The sequence below is a fragment of the Burkholderia cepacia genome, from assembly GCF_001039005.1.
In the GTDB taxonomy this organism is placed as follows: Bacteria; Pseudomonadota; Gammaproteobacteria; order Burkholderiales; family Burkholderiaceae; genus Burkholderia; species Burkholderia theae.
In genome coordinates this window covers 170,754-193,513 of record NZ_LDWR01000042.1, presented here as the reverse complement: position 1 = coordinate 193,513, position 22,760 = coordinate 170,754, and the positions used below count along the sequence as shown (strand labels likewise).

At 58.0% G+C, this 22,760-nt stretch carries 19 protein-coding genes and 2 pseudogenes; 15 read left to right on the top strand and 6 right to left on the bottom strand.

Annotated elements, in window-relative coordinates; all coding sequences use genetic code 11:
* Nucleotides 1-176: 176 nt before the first annotated feature.
* From VL15_RS24495 to VL15_RS24485, 4 genes are all read left to right on the top strand, one after another.
* Nucleotides 177-782 (top strand): YadA family autotransporter adhesin, encoded by a 606-nt coding sequence (locus tag VL15_RS24495; RefSeq protein WP_268991222.1) that lies wholly within the window; start codon nt 177-179, stop codon nt 780-782.
* A 102-nt stretch (nt 783-884) separates the two neighbouring features.
* Nucleotides 885-1,571, top strand: coding sequence for an OmpA family protein (locus VL15_RS24490; RefSeq protein ID WP_048249063.1), 687 nt, complete (start codon nt 885-887; stop codon nt 1,569-1,571).
* 141 nt (nt 1,572-1,712) lie between these two features.
* Nucleotides 1,713-2,288: a hypothetical protein gene (locus VL15_RS42135; RefSeq protein ID WP_155420293.1), complete on the top strand. Its 576-nt coding sequence runs from the start codon at nt 1,713-1,715 to the stop codon at nt 2,286-2,288.
* A gap of 201 nt (nt 2,289-2,489) precedes the next feature.
* Nucleotides 2,490-3,797: a dicarboxylate/amino acid:cation symporter gene (locus VL15_RS24485; RefSeq protein WP_048249062.1), complete on the top strand. Its 1,308-nt coding sequence runs from the start codon at nt 2,490-2,492 to the stop codon at nt 3,795-3,797.
* A 191-nt stretch (nt 3,798-3,988) separates the two neighbouring features.
* Here the strand turns inward: VL15_RS24485 and VL15_RS24480 are convergent, their stop codons facing one another.
* Entirely contained in the window at nt 3,989-4,483 is a 495-nt protein-coding gene (locus VL15_RS24480) for a response regulator (protein ID WP_155420292.1), read from the bottom strand.
* Between the two features lie 374 nt (nt 4,484-4,857).
* Here VL15_RS24480 and VL15_RS24475 point away from each other — a divergent pair, with 374 nt between their 5' ends.
* Both VL15_RS24475 and VL15_RS24470 read left to right on the top strand, forming a co-directional pair.
* The gene (locus tag VL15_RS24475) at nt 4,858-5,181 is read left to right on the top strand and encodes a flagellar transcriptional regulator FlhD (RefSeq protein ID WP_048249061.1); all 324 of its coding nucleotides are present in this window, start codon (nt 4,858-4,860) and stop codon (nt 5,179-5,181) included.
* Nucleotides 5,178-5,753 (top strand): FlhC family transcriptional regulator, encoded by a 576-nt coding sequence (locus tag VL15_RS24470; RefSeq protein ID WP_048249060.1) that lies wholly within the window; start codon nt 5,178-5,180, stop codon nt 5,751-5,753. Before VL15_RS24475 ends, VL15_RS24470 begins: the two co-directional genes overlap by 4 nt.
* A gap of 329 nt (nt 5,754-6,082) precedes the next feature.
* On the opposite strand, the gene VL15_RS40535 is transcribed toward VL15_RS24470, so the two are convergent.
* Nucleotides 6,083-6,769 carry a TetR/AcrR family transcriptional regulator gene (locus tag VL15_RS40535; protein ID WP_196319620.1) on the bottom strand — a complete coding sequence of 229 codons (687 nt, stop codon included), beginning with the start codon at nt 6,767-6,769 and terminating at the stop codon, nt 6,083-6,085.
* Nucleotides 6,770-7,441: 672 nt separating this feature from the next.
* Here VL15_RS40535 and VL15_RS40530 point away from each other — a divergent pair.
* From VL15_RS40530 to VL15_RS40520, 3 genes and pseudogenes are all read left to right on the top strand, one after another.
* Nucleotides 7,442-7,753, top strand: coding sequence for an H-NS family nucleoid-associated regulatory protein (locus VL15_RS40530; protein ID WP_080970929.1), 312 nt, complete (start codon nt 7,442-7,444; stop codon nt 7,751-7,753).
* 102 nt (nt 7,754-7,855) lie between these two features.
* Nucleotides 7,856-8,481 (top strand): annotated as a pseudogene (locus VL15_RS42130) (transposase); the annotation flags it as partial.
* Between the two features lie 72 nt (nt 8,482-8,553).
* Nucleotides 8,554-8,794: pseudogene (locus VL15_RS40520) on the top strand (integrase core domain-containing protein); the annotation flags it as partial.
* A gap of 545 nt (nt 8,795-9,339) precedes the next feature.
* Here the strand turns inward: VL15_RS40520 and paaK are convergent.
* The 3 genes from paaK to VL15_RS24445 all read right to left on the bottom strand — a co-directional run bounded on the left by paaK (nt 9,340) and on the right by VL15_RS24445 (nt 13,973).
* Complete coding sequence (gene paaK, locus VL15_RS24455; RefSeq protein WP_048249058.1) at nt 9,340-10,659, bottom strand: phenylacetate--CoA ligase PaaK; 1,320 nt, start codon at nt 10,657-10,659, stop codon at nt 9,340-9,342.
* Between the two features lie 186 nt (nt 10,660-10,845).
* Nucleotides 10,846-12,336, bottom strand: a complete 1,491-nt coding sequence (locus VL15_RS24450) for an aldehyde dehydrogenase family protein (RefSeq protein ID WP_048249057.1) — start codon at nt 12,334-12,336, stop codon at nt 10,846-10,848.
* Between the two features lie 35 nt (nt 12,337-12,371).
* On the bottom strand, nt 12,372-13,973 hold the full coding sequence (locus VL15_RS24445) for a GMC family oxidoreductase (protein ID WP_048249056.1): 1,602 nt from the start codon (nt 13,971-13,973) through the stop codon (nt 12,372-12,374).
* Nucleotides 13,974-14,651: 678 nt separating this feature from the next.
* On the opposite strand from VL15_RS24445, the gene VL15_RS24440 reads away from it, so the two are divergent.
* The 5 genes from VL15_RS24440 to VL15_RS42120 all read left to right on the top strand — a co-directional run bounded on the left by VL15_RS24440 (nt 14,652) and on the right by VL15_RS42120 (nt 20,612).
* On the top strand, nt 14,652-15,611 hold the full coding sequence (locus VL15_RS24440) for a helix-turn-helix domain-containing protein (RefSeq protein WP_230684515.1): 960 nt from the start codon (nt 14,652-14,654) through the stop codon (nt 15,609-15,611).
* A 162-nt stretch (nt 15,612-15,773) separates the two neighbouring features.
* Nucleotides 15,774-16,697 (top strand): transporter, encoded by a 924-nt coding sequence (locus VL15_RS24435; RefSeq protein ID WP_230684514.1) that lies wholly within the window; start codon nt 15,774-15,776, stop codon nt 16,695-16,697.
* A gap of 51 nt (nt 16,698-16,748) precedes the next feature.
* A complete protein-coding gene (locus VL15_RS24430) occupies nt 16,749-18,269 on the top strand; it encodes a GMC family oxidoreductase (RefSeq protein ID WP_048249055.1) in 1,521 nt (506 codons plus the stop codon).
* 911 nt (nt 18,270-19,180) lie between these two features.
* Nucleotides 19,181-20,185 (top strand): MerR family transcriptional regulator, encoded by a 1,005-nt coding sequence (locus VL15_RS40515; protein WP_080970927.1) that lies wholly within the window; start codon nt 19,181-19,183, stop codon nt 20,183-20,185.
* Between the two features lie 127 nt (nt 20,186-20,312).
* Entirely contained in the window at nt 20,313-20,612 is a 300-nt protein-coding gene (locus tag VL15_RS42120; RefSeq protein WP_196319619.1) for an XRE family transcriptional regulator, read from the top strand.
* A gap of 321 nt (nt 20,613-20,933) precedes the next feature.
* Here the strand turns inward: VL15_RS42120 and VL15_RS24425 are convergent, their stop codons facing one another.
* On the bottom strand, nt 20,934-21,914 hold the full coding sequence (locus VL15_RS24425; protein ID WP_048249054.1) for a helix-turn-helix transcriptional regulator: 981 nt from the start codon (nt 21,912-21,914) through the stop codon (nt 20,934-20,936).
* Between the two features lie 99 nt (nt 21,915-22,013).
* On the opposite strand from VL15_RS24425, the gene VL15_RS24420 reads away from it, so the two are divergent.
* The gene (locus VL15_RS24420) at nt 22,014-22,751 is read left to right on the top strand and encodes an NIPSNAP family protein (RefSeq protein ID WP_048249053.1); all 738 of its coding nucleotides are present in this window, start codon (nt 22,014-22,016) and stop codon (nt 22,749-22,751) included.
* Nucleotides 22,752-22,760 lie beyond the last annotated feature (9 nt).

Here is a 22,760-nt window from a genome sequence, read left to right as displayed (position 1 = left end):
TGTCGACCTCGACCTCGACCGGGTTGAGTTCGCTGTCCACCGCGTTGTCGACGACGGACAACAACCTGGCTTCGTTGTCGACCTCGACCGCGTCGGCTGCGCAAGGCGTACAGACGCTCACGACGGCGATTGCAAACGCCCAGACCCACTATTACAGCGTCAATGATGGCGGGACGTTGAACGCGAACTATGCGAACAATGGTGCGACGGGGCTGAATGCGATGGCGCTCGGTCCGAATGCAACCGCGGGCGGGACGAACGGTATCGCGATCGGCAATGGCGCGAACGCGTCGTCGGAAGGTGCGACAGTCATCGGCGCGCAATCGCTCGTATCGGGCACGAACGGCGTGGCACTGGGTATGGGTGCGACCGCGTCGGCCGCTAACGCGGTGGCGCTCGGCGCAAACTCGATCGCCGACCAGCCCAACACCGTTTCTGTGGGTGCACCAGGCACCGAGCGTCGCATCACCAACGTTGCGCCAGGTATCAACTCGACCGATGCGGTGAACGTATCGCAGCTGAATGCGTTGGGCAGCGCGGTGAACGACGTGGCACGCAAGGCCTACGCCGGGATCGCGGGGGCAACCGCGCTTACGATGATCCCGGATGTCGACCAGAACAAGACGCTGATGGTCGGCGTTGGAACAGGCGTGTATCAGGGGTACAGCGCGTTTGCGTTCGGTTTTACTGCGCGCCTGACCAATAACCTGAAGCTCCGTGGCGGCGTCAGCGGCAGCAGTGCCGGCTACACCTACGGCGCTGGTCTCGGCTATCAGTGGTGATCGTCGGGTGACGGCGCATCCGGATCGATGGCCCGGATGCGCCGAATTGCTCCAGTCTCGTAACGAGAACCCGCGGTTTCAAGAAATGTAGAGGTATATGTCATGATCAAATCATTGAGAACGAACTTTGCACCGATAGTTCTGGTGCTGCTGGCAGGATGTTCGTCGATGTACGGGCCGACGTATTCGACGTGGTCGGTCGATCTACCGAACGGAGAGAAAACCTATCGTGTGGACTGCTACGGTTTGTTCGAAGGAGCGCAGGTATGTCAACGCAAGGCGGAGGAAATCTGCGACAAACAACCTGTCCGCTTGCTGAAGGGAGTGGCGGCGCTGGATTCGAATGGCGCGAGTCAGCCGAATACGCGTGAGTTGACGTTCCAGTGTGGTGCGGCGCCGGTCGCTGCAGCTTCCGTTGCGCCGGCAACGTCGACAAGAAGACTTAGTTTGCGCGAAGACGCGACCTTCGAGTTCGATCAGATCATGCTGACGAACGAGGGGCGCGCTCGTCTCGACAAGTTGATTGCCGACGTCCGGGGAACCAGGCTTGATCAAGTGATAGTGAACGGTTACACCGACGACGTCGGTACCGACTCTTACAACCAGGGCTTGTCAGAGCGCCGCGCGGCCGTCATCGCGGGCTATCTCGGCGACCACGGATTGCGTGCTGGCCGGTTTGTTGTTCGTGGATACGGAAAAGCGGATCCGGTCGCGTCGAACGCAACAGCAGAAGGGCGGGCACAGAACCGCCGCGTGGAAATCTTGCTCGATTCGAATTCGCAGCCGTGACCCGACGCAAGTTGGCTTAAATGGGAGGATGACGAAGCGTATGCAGGGCGGAGCGCGGTCCTGCATACGCTGTATACAAAAAGCGAGAACGCGCTCGCCGACGTGATGCGGATGCGTCGGCGAACGAGACTGACGGCGGAGATGAATGAAATGATGGTGCGGAGTGCAGGTCGTTTTTGGCGGCAGATGTGTGGTGCGTTGCTGATATGTGCGTCGAATCTCGTCTGTGCTCAGTCTGCACGGCAGGCCGCATCTGCACAGACGCAGGAACCGACCGTGCTGGCGGGCGCGGCAACTGCTGCCGGTATTCGCCGCTGCTATTCGGCGATCGATGCGGTATCCAGACGGATGTTCGCTGGCGCGTCGCGTGCCGATGTGATGTTGGATTGGGATCGCGCCAATCCGGACGGATCGCCGTTCTTTTCTTTGTCCGGCATGGATTTTCGTCGGGACGCGGCCTTGCTGTCATTGACTACCGCACCGGCAGCAACAGGCGGGTGTGCGATTCTCGTCGAGCGGATTTCGAGTGCGCCGACGGCTTGCACCGAAGTAGCCCGCACGGACCTGGCTGGCTATCGTGCCACGTCGCTCGTGCGGGCAGTGACGGTCTATACGAATCCGGCACGACCACGAGAAACCATCACACTGGTCGATGCACCACCTTCTTGCCTGGTATTGCGCCGCCAGGTTGAATTCAACTGGCCAGCGGCCCGATGAATGCGATGTTCGAGCCCGGCTGCCCCAACCCGAACAGAAGGTGGGATATTTCCCGCCCCGGTTGCGACGGAACCCTTCCAATTACATAAACACGCTACACGGCACTGTCGACACCTCGGTAACGGATCGATGTTTGCCGAAAGCCATCCGCGAGCTTGCTCGACCGGGCTTTTCGGCAATCTGCCAATTCGACACATCAATATGAATAAAAGAATTTCTGCCGCAGTATGGATTTTGATTGCAATGATGTTGGGAATCGCTGTCGGTTACATGATCTATACGCAACTTCCGGACAAGCAGTCCGCCGCGGAAATCGCCGGCTACATCTCGCTCGTGTCCGACGTGTTCCTGCGGCTGATCAAGATGGTGATCGGCCCGCTGGTGTTCTCGACGCTCGTCGTCGGCATTGCGCACATGGGCGACGCATCATCCGTGGGGCGCGTGTTCGTGAAGGCGCTCGGCTGGTTCGTCACCGCGTCGCTGATCTCGCTGCTGCTCGGGCTGCTGATGGCGAACCTGCTGCGGCCCGGAGAGAACCTCGGCCTGCCGCTGCCGGACATCGGTGCGTCCGCGCATCTCGCGACGTCCAAGTTCACGTTGAAGGACTTCGTCGGCCACATGGTGCCGAAGTCGTTCGCCGAGGCGATGACGAACAACGAGATCCTGCAGATCGTCGTGTTCTCGATGTTCTTCGGCGTCGCGCTGTCGGCGCTCGGCGAGCGCGGCAAGATTCTCGTCGCCGCGATCGACCAGCTGGCGCACGTGATGCTCAAGATTACCGGCTATGTGATGAAGCTTGCGCCGCTCGCGGTGATGGCCGCGATGGCGTCGACCGTTGCCGTCAACGGACTGTCGATTCTGCTGAAGTTCGCGGTGTTCATGGGCGACTTCTACGTGAGCCTCGTGCTGCTGTGGGGCGCGCTCGTCGCTGCCGGGCTGCTGTTCCTCGGCCGTCGCGTGTTCAAGCTGCTCGTGCTGATCAAGGAAGCGTTCATGCTGTCGTTCGCGACCGCGAGCTCGGAAGCCGCGTATCCGAAGATCCTCGACGCGCTCGATCGTTTTGGCGTGCGCCGCAAGATCTCGAGCTTCGTGATGCCGATGGGCTATTCGTTCAACCTCGACGGCTCGATGATGTACTGCACGTTCGCGTCGCTGTTCATCGCGCAGGCCTACAACATCCACCTGTCGCTCGGCACGCAGATCACGATGCTGCTGATCCTGATGCTCACGTCGAAGGGGATGGCCGGCGTGCCGCGCGCATCGCTCGTCGTCATCGCGGCGACGCTGCACCAGTTCAACATCCCGGAAGCCGGGCTGCTGCTGATCCTCGGTGTCGATACGTTCCTCGACATGGGCCGATCGGCCACGAACGCGGTGGGCAACTCGATCGCGAGCGCGGTGGTCGCGAAGTGGGAAGGCGAACTGATGTCGGAAGCCGAAGCCGAGGAGAACGCTGCGTGCCTGGGTGCCGGACTCAAGGTGTCAGCCGAAAGCCACATATACAGGTGATGCGATTCGTCCACAGCGACGATGTCGATGATTTCAGGAACGACACAAGCAGCATCTCGCGAATGATAGCGCGGGATCTCGGTCCGCAGGACAAGTCGAGTCCGAGCGGTGATGTGAGATGGATGTTGCCTAGTGCTCCGGGCATCTACTGATCCCCGAACCGAGCGGGGGCTGGCCGGTAGTAGACGTTGTCAATGACCAGATGTCTCACAAACGCTGCGCGAGTGACACATGAGGGAGACCTGGCGAGATGACGGGTAGCGGACGTCGTCGGGACCCGGTGCCGTCAGCTCGTCAAGCACCAGCGGCGGCACGTGCTGCTCGCCGCTTTGCAGCATCGTGATGGCCGACAATAAAGTATGTGGGTTGGCGGACTTTGGGACATAACCGCGCCCGCAGTGTGCAAATGCTGCGCGGACGTCGTGCGGGTTTTCCGACGAAGAAAGCACGATGATCTGCGATTTCGGGTGGTTCCCGGCAATTGCCGATATCACCTCGAATCCATCAGTTTCGGGCATCTTCAAGTTGAGCACGATGGTATCGAAATCGGCATGCTGGTCAAGCAGCCACATCGCGTCTTCCGCGCCGTTTGCTTGGATGACGGTCAGATTCGCGTCACTCTGGCGAAGGAGCGCCTTCATGCCGTTTCGCAGGACCGGATGATCGTCGGCAATGAGAATTTTCACGGAAAAATTCTGATGTGACTAATGAAATGCTTTAGTTATGCAGACTTGATAAATTATGTAGACGAAAGTCTTAGTATATAAGTCCAATAATTGATTGGTCTAACGTCCCGTTTACATTGGGTTTTAATTTGCAGAAACTGAACCATGTCAAGGTGTTGTGCACAAAAAGATTGATCTATCCAAGAAGAAAGCTTGGATACAAAATGATAATCAGAATTCGAGGTGCGACAAGCTCGGTGGCCGGCGCAACGATCAAGATGGCTAAGGGGTTCGTGATTCTGTATCGCGGTAACGAACGGAAGTAACTGTTTATCGGTATGAAAATAATGTTTTGAGTTAATTCAACATATTTTTTTTGGAAATCGAGGTTAATCATGGGCATTGCCAACGTCGGTGACGCAGTATGGGAACTGAACATGCCCTATATGTGGCTTGCGCAGCGATTGCTGCAACAGGACAGGGCGACAGGGATGTTTCGCTTGGGCCTGACGGCGGACACGGCAGATGCGCTGGCCGCTTTGACGATCAAGAATATGATTGATCTGGCGTCATCGGGGCAAGTGATTTGCGTGCTGCGCCCGAGCAAGCGAGGGGTTGTGTCGGCGCTGACTCGTTCGACGCCGTCTGTCAATATAGTAAGCCTACATATCGCGATGGCGTTGGCAACTGGCGCCTCTGGTGGCGAGGAGGCCATATGAATAGCAAGCGTCCGCGATCCGGGCTCGCCTCCGATGCCATGATGTTAATGGAGGCGGTTGCGCTGATTAGGCTAGGGGCGCGGCTCCAGATACTCGAGAGCGAGTTATCGCTGCCGCACGAGCGGCTGGTCCGTCTGTATCACGAAGTACGTGGCGCATCGCCACCGAAAGGAATGCTGCCATTCTCCGCCGACTGGTATATGAGTTGGAAAGCGAACCTGCATGCGTCGTTGTTCTACGGCATTTTCCGTTTCCTTCGGAACGAGGCGGATTGTGGGCGGCTCGAGGCACTCGTGAAGGGATTCGAGCAGTACTCAGCATGTTGCGACGAAGTCAACAGCCCGTCGGAGCTCGATCTCAAGCGTGCATGGACGTTAGTGCGATTCGTCGAAGGCGAGATACTGGGAACTGCAGTGTGCGTGGAGTGTGGCGCTCAGTTCATCACCTATCGGCACGACGTACGTCGTCGGTCGCAATGCATTGCATGCCACCTACCGGTGCGCGCCGGAAAGCGTGTTGGCGATTCGCGCTTACGAGCCGACGAAGACGTTGCTATTCGCGAACTGTGGTAGAGGCGCGCCGACTGGTCTGGCTTAACGAAAGGGCGTGATGCGGACCGGTGAGCCGGTTGACTCTAGTCGGAGGAAACATTGTGGCGTCGACGAACCCACACTCTCGCTGGCACTCGATGGCCCGGATCCCGGTCGACAAGGGCGCCACGACTTCGCTGTTGAAGACCTCCTGCTGCCTGCCGATCGTCATTGAGTTGTGTAGTGGTACGTGGCCACCGGTGTCTGCCTTGGCGAACTGGTCGATAGGTCGACGAGTTTAGCTAATTTGAGTAGTTCATGCAGATGGTGGTTCTGTATATTGGATCGAATCATCAAATTGATAAAGCGAGTCAAGGCATGTTCGCGAGTGCAAGAACTGTCTTCACCGCATCGTCTTCGAGACCTCTAAGATCTGACGGAAATCGATTGCGTTGAGGGACGAACACCATCAGACCTTCGATCTGGGCAAGAATCAGCTCGGATCGACGGGTGAGCGCGGAGGGGGGTAAGACAGGATTGAGGGTGGCCACAATCTGGCCGATAAGCTCAATCTGAAACATATAAAACTCTTCGACGGTTTGACGTGCGAACACTTCAGATTGCGCCAACGCAAAGAGATTGACAAAAAACCCCTGGGTCTTTGATTGGGTGTTTTTTGCAATTAACAACCGAACTAACATTTCAAGACGAACCTCGGGGGAAAGTGTTGCGTCAGAATTAATTTCATCAAAATAAGAAATATATTCGATATAGGTCGTATTAAAAACTTCAATTATAATTTCTTCGCGTGAGGAAAAATAATTTCGTATGCTTGAAAGAGATAGATTTGTTTTTGCGGAAATCTTTCGTAGGCTTAAGTCGCCGTACCCTTCGGTAGTGAAAATATCGAATGCATTCGTCAATATCCGAGCGATCGTCAAGCGTCCGCGTCCGCGTCCGCGTTCGGTCGGTGCCCGGGAATCTTCGGCAGGACCCGATAGAGGCGACAACACAGTTTGCTGGTCGACATTGTCGTTCTCTTTGGCCTTTTTTTGCATTTGGCGATCCGTCAACTTCGATGACATTGATGTGGCACGGGAAGCGTCAGAATTGGCGACGACATTTCTGCACCCCTGAGCATATTATGGGTCGACTGACCGAATTATGGCAAGATAATGAGAGTCATTTTTCTCAAGAATCTGCGTCGAGAGGCATGGCGGCGGTAGGGCCGCGTGTTTGCTTGTTCTTGCAAGGAGTTGCGGGCGGATGCGACTGCGGGGCCGTCCACAGGTCCATGATCGCCTGGTCGAGTGCAATTCTTTCGTCAGCTGAATCCGTTTGCTGAGCTAATTGGTACTACGGGGCTTGCCATGCGTGGCTTCCCAAAGTATAAACATTACTGGGTCATGTGACATGGTGTCGTGGGCGTTTGATTCGCCGGTTAGGGGCGGGCGGGGGCATCGTTGATCATGCGATGCCGGTGACGGCGTACGGCCGCGGCGATGGTCGCAAACGTGACGACGGGAGATGCGATATGCGCGAATCCCAGTGTCGGACCAGACGGAACCGGCAGACACCGCGCAACGCCATGCGCCGTTTCATCCGAGGGCGACGTCGATGTGACTTATGGCACCTTCGAGCTCGGATGCATTGAGTGCCAACCGAACGGACTTCGCCGCGGAACGGCAGCTTAACGACTTGAGAGATCTAGGAAATACGGGGTAGTCGTCATGAGTACGTATACTGAGTTAATAAGCCGATTCGATCAACTGAAGCAGGAAATTGAACGGACTCGAGTGCGCGAGAGAGAACGTTATTTGCGCGAGCTGATTAAAGTGCTCGAAGTGAATGGGGTGTCGTTAGACGATCTGATTAGTTACTGGACGACGAAAGTGAAAACTCCCGTCCCGCGGGTCAGGCCGAAGTATTTTGATCCTGTAACGGGCCGGACGTGGGCCGGCCGTGGTCGTGAGCCCGCGTGGATTCGCGGCAAGGATCGCAATCAGTTTCTGATCCGACATTTTAACGAACCTGAAAATTAGAATTTGCCATACGGTCACACAAGAGAATTTCTATGAAACTGGGCCGGCCAGCCTACCGTAGACATCTTCGAGCCATAATTTATGGCCACCGAGGAGGTCAGTCTGAGCGGCAAGCGGTACACCGATGAGTTCAAGATCGAAGCAGTCAAGCAAGTCACCCAGCGAGACCATTCGATAGCAGATGTGGCGCAGCGTTTGGGCATTACGACGCATAGTCTGTATGCGTGGTGAACGAAGCTCGATAAGCCGGGTGTCGTGCGGCAGGTGGAATTGGACCAGAGCGCCGAGGTGAGACGACTGAAGGCCGAACTCAAGCGGGTGACTGAGGAGCGCGACATTTTAAAAAGGCCGCGAACTTTGCAAAAGGAATAACGGCAAAGTACGCATTCATGCGGGCGCATATCAACGAGCATTGTCTGCGCACCATGCACCGCGTTCTCGGCGTTCATCGCAGCGGCTATTACGTCTGGCAGCGCCAGTCCGGCACTGCGCGCAAGTGCGAAGATGAACGACTGCTGGGGCTGATCAAGCATCACTGGCTGGCCAGCGGCGGCGTCTACGGTTACCGCAAAGTCACGGTGGATTTGCGTGAATCGGGCGAGACGTGCAGCCGTCACCGCGTGCTCCGGCTGATGCAGATCGAAGGTTTGCGCACCGAGGTTGGCTACGGTAGCAAGCCGCGATATCGCGGTGGTCCGCCCGGCACGGTTGACAACGTATTGACCCGGGATGGCGCGTCTCAAAGTGCGATGCGGAGGACAACCCGTATCGCGACGCGATCGAGTGTGCGCTGTTGAGAAAAAACCTTCGCCGCCGACATCGGCCTGAAGCCATTCACGACGTCGTAACGGCATGGCGGAGCGCGTTGTGAAGACGATGAGGCACGGCTAAGCGACCTTCATGTCGAAGCCCGACGCGGCGACGGCCGTACGCAATCTTCCCATCGGCTTCGAGCATTACAACTTACGGCACCCACATAGCGTTTTGAAGTATCGCTCTCCACGTGAGTCCAAGCCAACCGTAGTCTGGGACGGAGTCTGATGCAACCTGATGTGGTACTTCGTCTTCGACTCAGGACTTCGGCCGAAGGAGGACGAAATGGGCCGGTGTTCGTAAATCCAGTTTAGCAATGTACAGGACAACTGTACGTTGCATGTTGGTCACGGCTCGACATGCTTCCTCGGAGCGCGGTCGAATGTCGGGCGCAGCGCCGAGGTACACGGCGCACGGCTGGAGTGAAACGTTCTGGTCGGGATGAACGCCGTCGTGATGGACGACGCGGTAGTCGGCGATTCTTCCGTCGTGGCGGCATGCGCGTTCGTCAAGTCGGGAATGCAGGTGCCGGCACGCACCTTGGTCGTGGGTGTGCCAGCACGGATCGTCCGAATGTTGACCGACTGGGAACTGCACGCCAGAACCGAAGCGACGAACCGGTGCTGCGAACGTGCGGAATCGAGCTTGGCGACAATACACCCAATCTCCCAGGCTGCGCCGTCGCCCCCTCGGAAATATGGAAATACCTAATCCTCAATTGGGCTCAAAGGACGCATAGTCAGACCATTGCTTCGATGGGTGAAGTGAGATGGTTACGCAAAATTGCGGCGATCAATCACTCGCTTCGCTTTGCCGGTAGAGGCTGAAGGGATACCGCCTGCAGCGAGCAGGTGCACTTTTGCGGAAAGGCCGACGATCGACTTGATTCGGTGCTGCAGATCGCGTGCGAGCGCCGCGCGATCGCTGTCGGTGACGGACGCCTCGGCTTCGTAGCGCAACTCGACCGCGAGGTCGAGCCGGTCCATGTGGCCGTCGCGCGACAGCGTGATCTGGAACTGGCCCGACAGCAGCGGCAGCGCGACGACGATCTCCTCGATCTGGCTCGGGAACACGTTCACGCCGCGCACGATCAGCATGTCGTCGGAGCGGCCCGTGATTTTCGCGAGACGGCGCATCGCGCGCGCGGTCGGCGGCAGCAGCGCGGTGAGGTCGCGCGTGCGGTAGCGGATCACCGGCATCGCTTCCTTCGTCAGCGACGTGAACACGAGCTCGCCCTGGCTGCCGTCGGGCAGCACTTCGCCCGTGACGGGATCGATGATCTCCGGATAGAAATGATCTTCCCAGATCACCGGGCCGTCCTTCGTCTCGACGCATTCGCACGCGACGCCCGGGCCCATCACCTCCGACAGCCCGTAGATGTCGAGCGCGTCGATGCCCACGCGCGTCTCCACTTCCTCGCGCAAGGCCTGCGTCCACGGCTCGGCGCCGAAAATGCCGATCTTCAGCGACGACTCGGCCGGGTCCATCCCCTGCCGCACCATCTCGTCGATCAGGTTCAGCATGTACGACGGCGTGACGAGGATGATCTTCGGCTCGAAATCGCGGATCAGTTGCACCTGCTTCTCGGTCTGCCCGCCCGACATCGGCACGACCATGCAGCCGAGCCGTTCCGCGCCGTAATGAATGCCGAGGCCGCCCGTGAAGAGCCCGTAGCCGAACGCGTTGTGCAGCGTGTCGCCCGGGCGGCCGCCGGCCGCGCGGATCGAGCGCGCGGTCACGTTCGCCCACGTGTCGATGTCGCGCGCCGTGTAGCCAACCACGGTCGGCTTGCCCGTCGTACCGCTCGACGCGTGCACGCGCACGACCTGCTCGCGCGGCACCGCGAAGAGCCCGAACGGATAGTTGTCACGCAGGTCGTTCTTCGTCGAGAACGGGAATTTCGCGAGATCGGCGAGCGTCTTCAGGTCGTCCGGATGCACGCCCGCCGCATCGAACGTGCGGCGATAGTGCGGGACGTTGTCGTACGCGTGGCGCAGCGACCACTTCATGCGCTCGAGCTGCAGCGCCTGCAGTTCATCGCGACTGGCGGTCTCGATCGACTCGAAACCGACGGGGCGATTGAGGAAATTCATCGAAAGTTTCTCTATTACGTATGGAATGTTTGTGGCAAAGCATGGCGTCGCTGCGAGGATGGGCACGTCTGCACACGCGTTGTCTGCATATACCAGGCATGCTTGTCACTCTTTGCCAGCGGATGAAAATTGTGCAACAGGACAGCGGGACGGAACCCCTTCGATTCGCCGGCTGTCGCTGCGCAATCAAAGTCGAATGGAAACAGACTTCAGCTCGGTGTATGCGTCGATGAACGCTGACCCGTATTCGCGACCCACACCGGAACCCTTGGATCCGCCGAATGGCACCGCCGGATCGACTAGTGTGTGCATGTTGACCCAGACTGTTCCCGACTCGATGCGAGGAACGTACCGAAGGGCTTTTGCCAGGTCATTTGTCCAGATACTCGCGGTCAAGCCGAAAACCGTGTCGTTCATCATCGCGATCAGCTCTTCTTCGTCGTCAAACGGCACGAACGCGCCGACCGGGCCAAAGACCTCATGTCGGTACGAACTCGATTGCAGGGACTTCGGCAGGATGATTGTCGGCTTAATGTAGAGTCCGTCGTGCCGGTATGCGTCGCCTCCCGTGACGATTTCGTCGCCTTCAGCCTTTGCCGTCGCGAACGCGGCCAGGCATTTTTCGAATTGCGGCTCGTTGCACACCGGTCCGATCAATCCCGCATCATCCATCGGGTTGGATGGTCCAAGGCTCTCCATGCGCGCCCTGAGCTTCTCGATGACCTCGTCAAACTGCGAGCGGTGGATGAAGAAGCGCTCCGCAGACGCGCATACTTGCCCGCTGTGTAGAAATCCCGCCTCGAAAACCCCATCGAGAATCTTGTCGACCGGCGTATCCGGAAGGAACGCTGCGGCGTTCTTGCCGCCAAGCTCGAGCGTGAAGCGGGTGAAGTTGGCCTTGACTGCCTCCTCGCCGATGACACGTCCGGTCGGAACCGATCCCGTAAACGAGACCTTGGCGACGCGAGGATCCGAAATGACTTTCCCGCCAATCTTGCCCGTGCCATTGATGACGTTGAGAGCTCCTGGGGGCAGCCCCGCCTCGGTGCCGAGTTCAGCGATGCGCAGCATTGTGAGCGGCGAAAACTCTGAGGACTTGATGAGTACCGTGTTGCCGGTTGCGAGCGCCGCTCCGAATTTCCACACCGGAATCATGACCGGGAAGTTCCACGGAACGACGCCGAATACAACACCCAGCGGCTCCCGCAGCGTGAAAGACGTGTATCGCTCTCCGTGCATGCTCGGATACGACGGCGTAATCGTTTCGCCGACAATTTTCGTCGCCCAGCCCGCGTAGTACCGCAACCAGCGAGCCGACCAACCTACCTCGATTGCCCGGGACAGTCCGATGAGCTTTCCGGATTGCGCAGTTTCGATTTGCGCGATTTCCTCGCCATGCGTCTCGATCAGATCAGCAAATCGCAGCAGGATTCGTTCACGTTCGGCAGGTGTGAGGCAGGCCCAGCCTTCCCTGAACGCGTGATGGGATGAAGCAATGGCGGTCTCGATATCCTCGTCCACCGCTTGGGCGACGGAGCCAACCACGGCAAGCGTGGACGGGCACCGAACGTTGATTCGCTCACTACCGTGTCCGGCGACGGGCCGACCGCCGATGTAGTGTCCATGTTCGCGTGCGAGGAATCGTTTGACTTCGTCGAGAATTTGAACCAATGCCATCTATTCACCTCCAGGAAGAATTCGATTTGCAAGCATTAACGCGACGCGCGGGTGATCAAGTCCGATGCCTTCTCCGCCAGTGCGATGGTCGGCGCGTTCGTATTGCCGCTCGGGATGCTGGGCATCGTTGAGCTATCGGCTACTCGAAGCCCCGCGATACCGTGTACGCGAAGTTGCGTATCAACTACGGACAACGCTGGTTCCACCCCCATCCTGCAAGTGCCAACAGGGTGATAGACCGTCTTGGCCGCACCACGCACCCAGTCTTCGATCGCAGCGTTGTCGTCGGGAATGCAGTTCGGCGAGAAGATCTCGTCGACATGGACGGCGAGCGCGGGCTGCTGAAGCATCCTGAGTGCCAGTTTCGTGGCGCGAATCTGACCGTCGATGTCCCGACGATCGGACAGGTAACACCCGTCGATCCGTGGAAGATCGGCTGGGTTCGACGACCTGATCATCACGCGACCGCGCGAATGAGGTTGAAGGTGTCCCGTTTTGATGGTGATGCCGTGTGTCTTGCCGTTGGTCACGCCGAATGGATCGTCGAAAGCATCGATGACCGGGAGGAAGTGAAACTGGACGTCCGGCTGGCCCTGGTTGCACGTATCAACGAATGCAAATCCTTCTAGTACCGGAGAAGTGAGGATTCCAGATCGGAAAAGCATCCATTGGAGGCCATGCTTGAGTGCGCGTAGTCCTTGGTCCTCGCCATAGAGCGAGATTGGTGTCTTGATGGACGCATTGACCGACGTGTGCATGTGGTCGTGAAAATTTTCACCGACTGGCAGAACGTGCTTTATTTGAACCCCTGCGTTTTCGAGAACGTTACGCGGTCCGACGCCGGACAGTTGCAAGATTTTCGGCGAACCGATTGCACCCGCCGTTACGATCACCTCTGCGAGAGCACGCACGGTCACTTGCCGATTGCCTTGGCGGTAGGTCACGCCGGTCGCCCGACCGCCTTCAATTTCGACACGCTCGACCAGCGCATCGACTTCGAGCTTGAAGTCGGGGCGGTTTCTGATTGATTTGAGATAGGTGGCTGCCGTGGACCCTCGCTCGCCGTTGAAGATGGTGGCCTGATAGAACCCGACACCTTCCTGTCTGTCGCCGTTATAGTCGGTCAGGTATTCGAGTCCCATTTGTTGGCCGGCCCGCACGAATGCCTGCGAAAGCGGATGCCGATAGCGAATCTCGCTGACTTTCAAGTGTCCGTCGTTTCCGTGGTACGGGGCGGTCAGCGATTCGTTGTTCTCTGCCTTGGCGAAGTAGTGCAGCATTTCATCTGCTCCCCAGCCTCTGCAACCGAATTCTGTCTCCCACCGATCGTAGTCGTTCCGGTGTCCGCGGACGTAGAGCATGCCGTTGACCGAGCTGGACCCGCCGAGCACGCGACCCTGCGGAACCGCGATGGATCTTCCCTTGACGTCTTGCGACGGTTCGGCGGCGTAGGGCCACGTGTAGCGGGAAATGGCCTTGCCGAGGCCGCCGGGCATTCGAATGAACAAGTCGGTGTCGTGGCCCCCCGCCTCTATCAGCAAAACGGTTCCCTTTCGGCGCTCGATGAGGTTGGTTGCAATTGTGCAGCCGGCCGAACCGGCGCCAATGATGACGTAATCGAAAGTCTTATCGGACATCGTCTTTGCCCACAATCGTACTAGCGGCATTCGTCGGCTTCATCCCGCTTCGCACACGCTTGCTCGGTGGGCATCTCCTTGCAGATTCTGGATGGTTCTCGAAGGTTTGAGCCGGCGCTTGTGGTTCGATTGTTCGGCGACGCACTGACGGAGTAGCGTCTCGATACAACTCGAGCCATGGGTCGACTGCACTTCGATTCTAGGTTTGCGCGTCGAACCCCGATCGACGCTGCGTGCACACTTTTGGCTTCCGCGTGCACACAGTGCCGGCGTGTAACGGATGCTCTAGGACCCGTCGTCGACGCGAGGAGTGTCGCCGCCGTCTTCACTGGTACAAACCATCATTGACCGACCGGACGGTCGACAAAAAAATGTGCTGTGTTCGTTGGAGGTGGTGAAAGGGCGTTCGCGCAGCACGACACAGCGCACACTGGAAGTTATCCCTGTTTTTGCCGCGAATTAAAAACGTATCGTTGATAATGTCGATAAGGAATGCATCTTGTTCCGTAGTGCACTTCAGAGACTGGTCATTCGCTACGCGTCCCTGCTCCCGGCGAGGTTGTTGTCGGGCTGTTTCGACGAACGGCAACACTCCCGATATGCAAGCGCCTTCCGGCGCAGCTTAACGACTTATGTACATATTCGAGTTGGTCAGGGTAATTCGTAGACCTTATTTACATGGCAATGGCACACGAAATCGTTGTTGGCGAGAGCAGTAGTGGCGACAATCTGCGGGACCTTGTCTCGGACAGTTTCCTGCCGCTGGCGCTTCGCGATACAGGCCCGCTTTTCCGGATGTCAGTGCGCATTGCCGTGGCGGGCGGAATCCGCGTGGCGGAAGTCGACACCTCTTCGATCAGGGTGGACCGTGACCGCGCGCTTGCGGAGCGGGCCGAAAGTGACTGTTACAAAATGCTGTTTCAGATCGCAGGGCAGAGTCGCGTGACGCAAAGAAACAAGACCTCGACTATCAATCCGGGCGAGTGGCTTGTCTACGATGCGACGCAGGCATATTCGATCGAGTGCTCGGATGCGTCGAGATTCGTTGCCGCGCTTACGCCGCCGAGGAGCAGCACGATGTGGCGGTGGTTCGTCGATCGTGCGGATACGCAGGTACGCCAAACCGTCGGCAATGCACACCTCGCGTTGCGGTCCATCCAGTATCTGATGGACGGGCAGGTGCCCGACGACCAGGAAAGCATGTTCGGTTTCGAACAGTCAACGTTGATGTTGCTCGATTCCGTTGTTCGTCGCGAGGCAGGCGACTCTCTCAACCGCGCTGGCGCGCGAAGTGCATCCCTGCGGATGAACGCCGAGATTTTTCTCGCGCAGCACTTTAGCGATCCTGATCTGACGCCGGACAGACTTGCCAGTGCGCTGAACGTATCGAGACGTACGCTCTATGGTGCGTTGGCCGCAACCAGCCAGACGCCCCAGGGATTGATTCAGGAGTATCGGCTGCAAGCGAGCAGGCGAGCGCTCTCGGATCCAGCAGACATAAACCGAAATCTGCTTGAACTGGCGGTAATGTGCGGCTTTTCGGATATGACTCATTTCGGCCGGTTGTTCAAGGCACGATTCGGATGCAGCCCGGGCGTCTATCGGATGACAGCTCGAAATGCGTCGGAATCCAAGTAACGCGGCATCTCTGTAGCATGCAATCTGAAAGTACCTGCTGCGGGGGAAAATTTGCACGCGTTGATGCAACATCTGCACCAAACGACGAAAGATAATAATAAGGAATCCTAGACTTAATTGAGCGACCAAATCATAGGGTCAACGGTTATCTAGGAGACAATCTTGAAGAAAAACCAAGTACGTATCCGGGCGCCTCGCCTTTTCCGCTGGTTCCGCGGTCCAGGCGCGCGGACGCTGGCCGCGCTCGCGATGGCGGCTACCTTCCCGACATTGGCCTCGGCGATCAGTATCGATGCAGGGGACTATACGCCGTTGCCCGCCGGCGCGAATCTCGGTGCGTTGTATCTTCAGCATGCGGAAGATACGCGGATCTATGCCAACGGTTCGCGAGTGGCCGGAGGGGACATCACCCAGGACATCGGCATCGCGCGTTTCATCCACTACACGTCGATCGGCGGATTCACAGTCAATCCTCAGGTGCTGATCCCGTTCGGCCACGTTGGCGGATCGAACCAGATGTCGGCGCTCGGGAACAATACCGGTCTCGCGGACGCGATTTTTGCCGCCACAGTCTGGGTCGTCAACCGTCCCGAGTCGAACACGTTTCTGGGCATCACGCCGTTTATCTATGCGCCGACTGGCAGCTATGACCACAATCGGGGAATCAATCTAGGCGAAAACAGATGGAAATTTGCGCTGCAGGCCGGTTTCATCACGCCCATCGCTCCCAAGGTGATTCTCGATCTCGCCGCAGACGCTACGGCCTTCACACCGAATCACAATTTCGGTGCGACGGGTGCGACGATGACGGAGTCGCCCCTGTTTCAGGCTCAGGGCTGGTTGCGGTACCAGCTCACGAATAGCATCGATCTGCGGGTGGGCGGGTCATATGTGTTTGGTGGCAATCAGACCGTTGCAGGCGTGTCCCAGGCCAACCGACAATCGACTCCCAGCTTTCTCTTGGGCGCGGCATGGTTTCCCACGAAGGCCTGGCAAATCATAGCGCTCTATGGCCGCCAAACCTCAACTGAGAATGGACCGCTCGAGACACAACGCTTCAATGTCCGGGTTGCGCACTTTTTCTGATCGGGCGGTCGCGCGGCGATCGTCAGAACCTTCTGTCAAGGATATGAAACCATGGATGCATACGACTACATCGTTGTTGGTGCGGGTTCTTCTGGTTGTGTGATTGCAGCCCGATTGAGTGAGGATTCGCGAGTTCGCGTGCTGCTCTTGGAGGCGGGGCCGCGGGATGACGATCCCAATATTGCAGCACCGAGCGGTTGGCCGTCGTTGTGGAATACGCCGGTGGACTACGGGTACAGCACAGTCCCGCAAGCGCATACTGCAGGACGATCGCACTATTGGCCACGTGGCCGTACGCTTGGGGGGTCCAGCGCCATCAACGGCATGATCTATGTGCGTGGACACCGGAGCGACTACGACGCCTGGGCGTATCAAGGCTGCCTCGGTTGGGACTATGAATCCGTGTTGCCGTATTTCCGCAAGTCGGAAGATCATGAGGGCGGCGAAGACCGGTATCACGGTGTAGGCGGTCCATTACACGTGTCGCGGAATCGCGATCCCAATCCGATTTGCGAAGCGGCGATCGAAGCTGCGGTACAGGCGGGATTCGCACGCAATGAGGATTGCAACGGGGAGGTAATCGATGGTGCCGGCTATTGCCATCTCACGATCAAGGATGGCGTACGCCAATCGACTGCGCAGGCGTTTCTGTCGCCCGTTCGCGATCGCGCAAACCTAACGGTCAAAACCGGATCGTGCGTCGAAAAGCTGATTCTTCTGGGCGACCGGTGCGTCGGCGTTCGCTATCGCGAAGGGACGTCGGTTATCGACGCGATGGCCGAGAGCGAAGTGATCGTCAGCGGCGGCGCAATCGCCAGCCCGCAACTTCTGCTGTTGTCGGGTATCGGTCCGGCAGACGAACTGGCGCGCGTCGGAATCCGCGCAACGCATCATCTGCCCGGCGTCGGAAAAAACCTTCAGGATCATCTTCTTTGCAGCGTGATCTTTGAGGCGTCCAGGCCGATCCCGGCACCGCGGAACAATCTCCTCGAATCGCAGCTGTTTTGTCGCAGCGACAAGCGTCGCATCGGACCAGACTTGCAGCCGCTGTTCATGCACGTTCCGTACTATGCGCCGGGTTTCGAAGGCCCGGCAAATGCGTGGACGCTGTGTGCGGGTCTGGTTCGTCCGGCGAGTCGTGGAGAAATTCGCCTTGCATCGAACGATCCTGGCGCGCCGCCCGTTCTTGATCCCCGTTATCTTTCGGAGCAGTCGGATCTCGAGCGTCTCGCGAAAGCCGTCCAGATTTGCCGTGACATCGGCAACCGGCCCGCTTTTGACGAATGGCGTGCACGCGAGGTGTTGCCGGGCCCGGACGGCGACGATGACGCGGCGCTGCGCGAATACGTACGTCGGGCATGTATGACTTACCACCATATGGCGGGCACATGCAAGATGGGTATCGGCGCCGATGCGGTTGTCGATCCGGAGTTGCGCGTCCGAGGCCTGACGGGTCTTCGTGTTGCCGACGCATCCATCATGCCGGATGTCGTCTCGGGGAATACAAATGCCCCGACCATCATGATCGGTGAAAAAGCGGCCGATCTGATCAAGAAATCGCAAGGAAAATGAGTTCATTCTGCCCGCACCTGGACGGTGCGGGCATAGTGCATTCGGATAGAGGCGGCTTCGATGGTCGAGACTAAGCGACAGAGCGACCATGGCCCGGGTGAGGGCCCGGTCCAATCGTCGAGGAGTCGACACTGAACTGGCCTGTTGCCGGTTTGGCGAGTGCTTCAGTAGGTGCGACAACACGCGGTTTGTCTGCCTCGTCTGCAAGAACTACAAACTCCATACAACCTATTGAAGCTTGACACGTCACTCTCACCGGAGGGGTTTGCGCAGACTGATCCATCCTGGCCCACTAAATTGAGAGTGATGTGCTCGACGAAATAAGATCAAATGTGGACGAACTCGGTGCGATGTTCGCATTTAATTCACGAAACTACATGGAAATAGACAAAAAGTGGACGAAGACTGGAGGGTGTCGTTTGCCCACTAGGCAACGAAATTGGTCCGACAGTTTGAAATCTATGCTCATATGATTCTTCTGACTCAGAAATGTGTTTCATACTTTCGTGACGTCTCATGTGTACTGAGATGACGACATCCGGTATTTACTGAATTTGTCAATTCGCACGCTTGGCGGCCTTCGATAATTATTTCCACTAATTTTTGGGGGCGTCGTGCTGCTTTGTCGATCCGCTGCAGACGGTCGTGTAAGCCGAATTTCAGTAATTATTTACATATGCATGTTGCTTGACTCGATAAATTGAGGCAGGTCCCAACTTGGGTCACTACACATCGCGGCTCGTCATGAAGCCAACCTAACTTGCTTTCGGAAGGGGGTTGGGTTTGCGCTGGCTGGTAATGAATCGGGTTTGGTAAAACACCATGGCATATGAATCATAAATTCGCTTCACAAATCAAAAAATTTGCATACACTTCAGTCGCGATAGGGCCAACGCACTGGGAGATAACTTGTGACGAACCGGAAAGTGGGTGATACACCTCACCACTATCGCAGTGGGGAGGCTGCACGGTTAGCGCGCATGCCAGCTGCAACACTGAGAATTTGGGAGCGACGCTATGGTGTTGTCGCACCACCTAAAACACCGTCTGGACAGCGGATGTACTCAGATGGCGACGTGCAACGCATTCGTCTACTGAAAACGCTTGTCGGCCAAGGGCATTCAATAAGCTCAATCGCAAGTCTGAGGCAAGAGGAGCTTGAAGCGCTATCGCTAGCGAGTTCACATAGCCAAACACTGTCCGACAGCCTGCCGAGCGTGTTCATGATTGGTAAATTGCAAGTTTCCGATTCAGCAGTTGCTCGAGTTGGTATGCAAGTTGTAGGCCGAGCCGAATCGATCGAGCATACAGACCAGCTTCCCGATCTGAAAGTCGATGCACTGATTATTAACACCACTTCATTGCACGAAGATGCTGTCTCAAAAATTGCCGCACGGTCGCAGGCGTGGGGTGCACAAGAGGTGGCGATCGTATATGGATTCGGTACTGCCCGTGCAATCGAGTTGGCACGATTGGCCGGCTTCGAATTATCCCGGTTTGTGGAAAGTCACACAAGCATCGTGCAAATCGTTTCTCGCATAGCGCTAGCTCTCTCGGCAACCCGATATGTAAAGCCTATGGGACGGGGGCTCTGGCTACGTACCCGGCGCCGCTTCGATGAAGCGATGCTCGCATCACTGAGCAGCTTGTCGTCAACCATTAAGTGCGAATGTCCGCGACATCTTTTCGAGTTAATTTCACAACTCAGCGTATTCGAACGATATAGCGACGAATGCGTATCACGTTCCGCAGCCGACGCGTTTCTACATCGTCACCTCGGTGATACCGCAAATCGGGCGGCGGAAATGCTGGAGTCAGCGCTGGCCGAGATCCTCAGAGCAGAAGGAGTGGATGACGATGTACTGCTGCAGAGCGGGGAGTTGCCCGGAAAGCAGCTGCATTCTCGAAAAACGTGACTGGTTTTCAAGAAGGGAGTCGAGATGGGCAGTGTTATCGATACTCTGACGCTTACCTGCGCCGTCGTGAATGAAGATACACCGCTGGCACGGTATATGCATACCCAATTTTTATGAGAGTCAAGAAATGAGTGAAGATCTATCGCCGCCTCCACCGGATTTCGAAATTCTTAAAAAACAGCTCGGTATAAAGAGCGAGAAGATGACCGAACTATTCAGTCTCGATCATGGTCGCCAATGGCGACGATACATTTCAAACGACACAAACGTTCGAGGCGAGATCGGAATGCACATGTTGTTATTCGCGATAGCGCGATTGGAATTGGACGCGCGAACTCTGAAGCAAGCGTTGAACAGCGTGCGTGCTGCCGACGCCGAGATCGACTTCGAAGTGAAGACACCACGCGACCGAAAAAAAGTTCGGTAGCTGTGAAGCGCAAATGACCCTAGCCCACAAAACTGTCCCAGTTGAAAGTGGAAAATCCGCCGTGATCGCTTGCGCCGCTTTCTCGACGAGTTTGCGGACGAAATCTGATTCGATGGGCGTTTTATGGCAATGCGCTGAACCCGCGAGCACGATTGCCCGAAAGGTCGCGCTGCATGCGGCAGGTGCACGCAACGATGCGCGACGGATCGATGCCGCGCTTTCAAAAGCGGGCAGTGGGGCCGTTGGTGCGCCTGCGCAAACGCCGGCAGCCGTCGGCACCGTGCATCGAGCGGCGACCGCGTCGGCGCAATAGGCGCCGTTTCAATCGTCGCCGGATCGATAAAGCGCTTTCAACTGCGACAACTCTTCGATGAATTGCGCCTCGAGCGCCCGCGGCCCGAGGATTTTCACGTGTGCGCCGTACCCCAGCAGCTTCCGCGCGCCGTGCTCGATCGATTCGATCGGCATCAGGCATTCCTTCCATCCCGACGGCACTTCCGCACTGCCCGCATCCTGCGAGACCGGCGCGATCTTGATCCGCGCGTTGGCCAACCAGGTTTCGCCGCGCGGCGACACCGCGATATGGGCGGTCAGCCGATTGAGATCGGTCTCGTACCGGCTCATCGCGTCGCGCCAGTGCGTCGCCAGATCGAATCGCGCAGGGCGCTTGAAACGGCGGCGCGACGCGGTGAGTTCGTGGATATTCGCCAGCCGGAACGTCAGTGCGCCGGGCTTGCCCGCCACCCGGGCAATCAGGTACCAGGCGCCGCCCTTGAGCACCAGGCCGAGCGGCTCGAGTTCGCGGCGGGACACGCCCCGCCAGCTCTGATACTTCACGTCGATACGGTACGAACCCCATACCGCATCGGCAACTTCACGCAGAAACGCCGGGGTTTCCTGCGCCCGGTACCAATCCACGGTATCGATGTGCAACCGGCTGGCGACACGGTCGGCCCGCTCGCGCGAGCCCGGCGGCAGGCTCGCCATCATCTTCAGCCGCGCGGAGGCGGCCATGCCGTCGAGGCCCAGTTCGCTCGCCGGCCCGGGCAAGCCGGCCAGGATCAGCGCGTGCGCTTCGTGCTCGGTGAGCCCGGTGAGATCGGTACTCCAGCCGTCGCGCAGCTGGAATCCGCCGTTGCGGCCGCGATCGCCCCAGATGGGCACGCCGGCCGTGGAGAGCTGGTCGATATCGCGCAGGATCGTGCGCTCCGACACTTCCAGTGCTTCGGCCAGCGCCGGCGCGGTCATCCGGCCGCGCGCCTGCAGCATCATCATGATCGACAACAGGCGGCTGGCTTTCATACGCGACACATTACCTCAAATACCTGACATAAGGTGTCATGTTATCGGACTTATGCTTTGCCGCATGCCCGATCTGCTTCATCGACGCGAAGGTCAAACATGAACGAGAACATCCGAGAACAGCTGCTCGACGTCGTCGAGCTGCGCCAGTACACCCTTCATCCGCACCAGCGCGACGTGCTGATCGATCTCTTCGATCGCGAGCTGGTCGAGACACAGGAGGCGGTGGGTATGACGGTCATGGGGCAGTTTCGCGATCTCGATCGTCCGGATCGGTTCGTCTGGCTGCGCGGCTTTGAAAGCATGGCGACCCGGCTGAGAGGGCTGACGGATTTCTACGGCGGACCGAGCTGGAAAGCGCACGCCGACGCGGCCAATGCGACGATGATCGATTCGGATAACGTATTGTTGTTGAAGCCGGCATGGGAAGAATCGAACCTGCCCGTCGACGTGGCTCGCCGAGCCGGCCGGGACGCCGTGGCGATCCCGCCGGGATTCGTCGATATCACGATCTTCCATCTGAACGAGCCGGTGTCGGCGTCGCTTCTGGCGTTTTGCCGCGAACGCATGTCGAGCGTTCTTGCCGCCGGCGGTGCGACAGCCCAAGGGTGGTACATCACGGAGCCGCGCGAGAACGATTTCCGCCGATTGCCGGTACGGGCGAATGAACAGGTGTTGGCGGGCGTCGCGGTGTTCCCCGACATCGCGCGCTTCGACGAATTCGGCCGTTCGAATCGATGGGCGAACGAGATCGCCCCGCAACTGGCACGCTGGTCGATCCGTGCGACCGAGACGCATCGGCTGGTGCCCACCGCACGCTCGGCCGTTCGCGCGTAAGCGTATTCA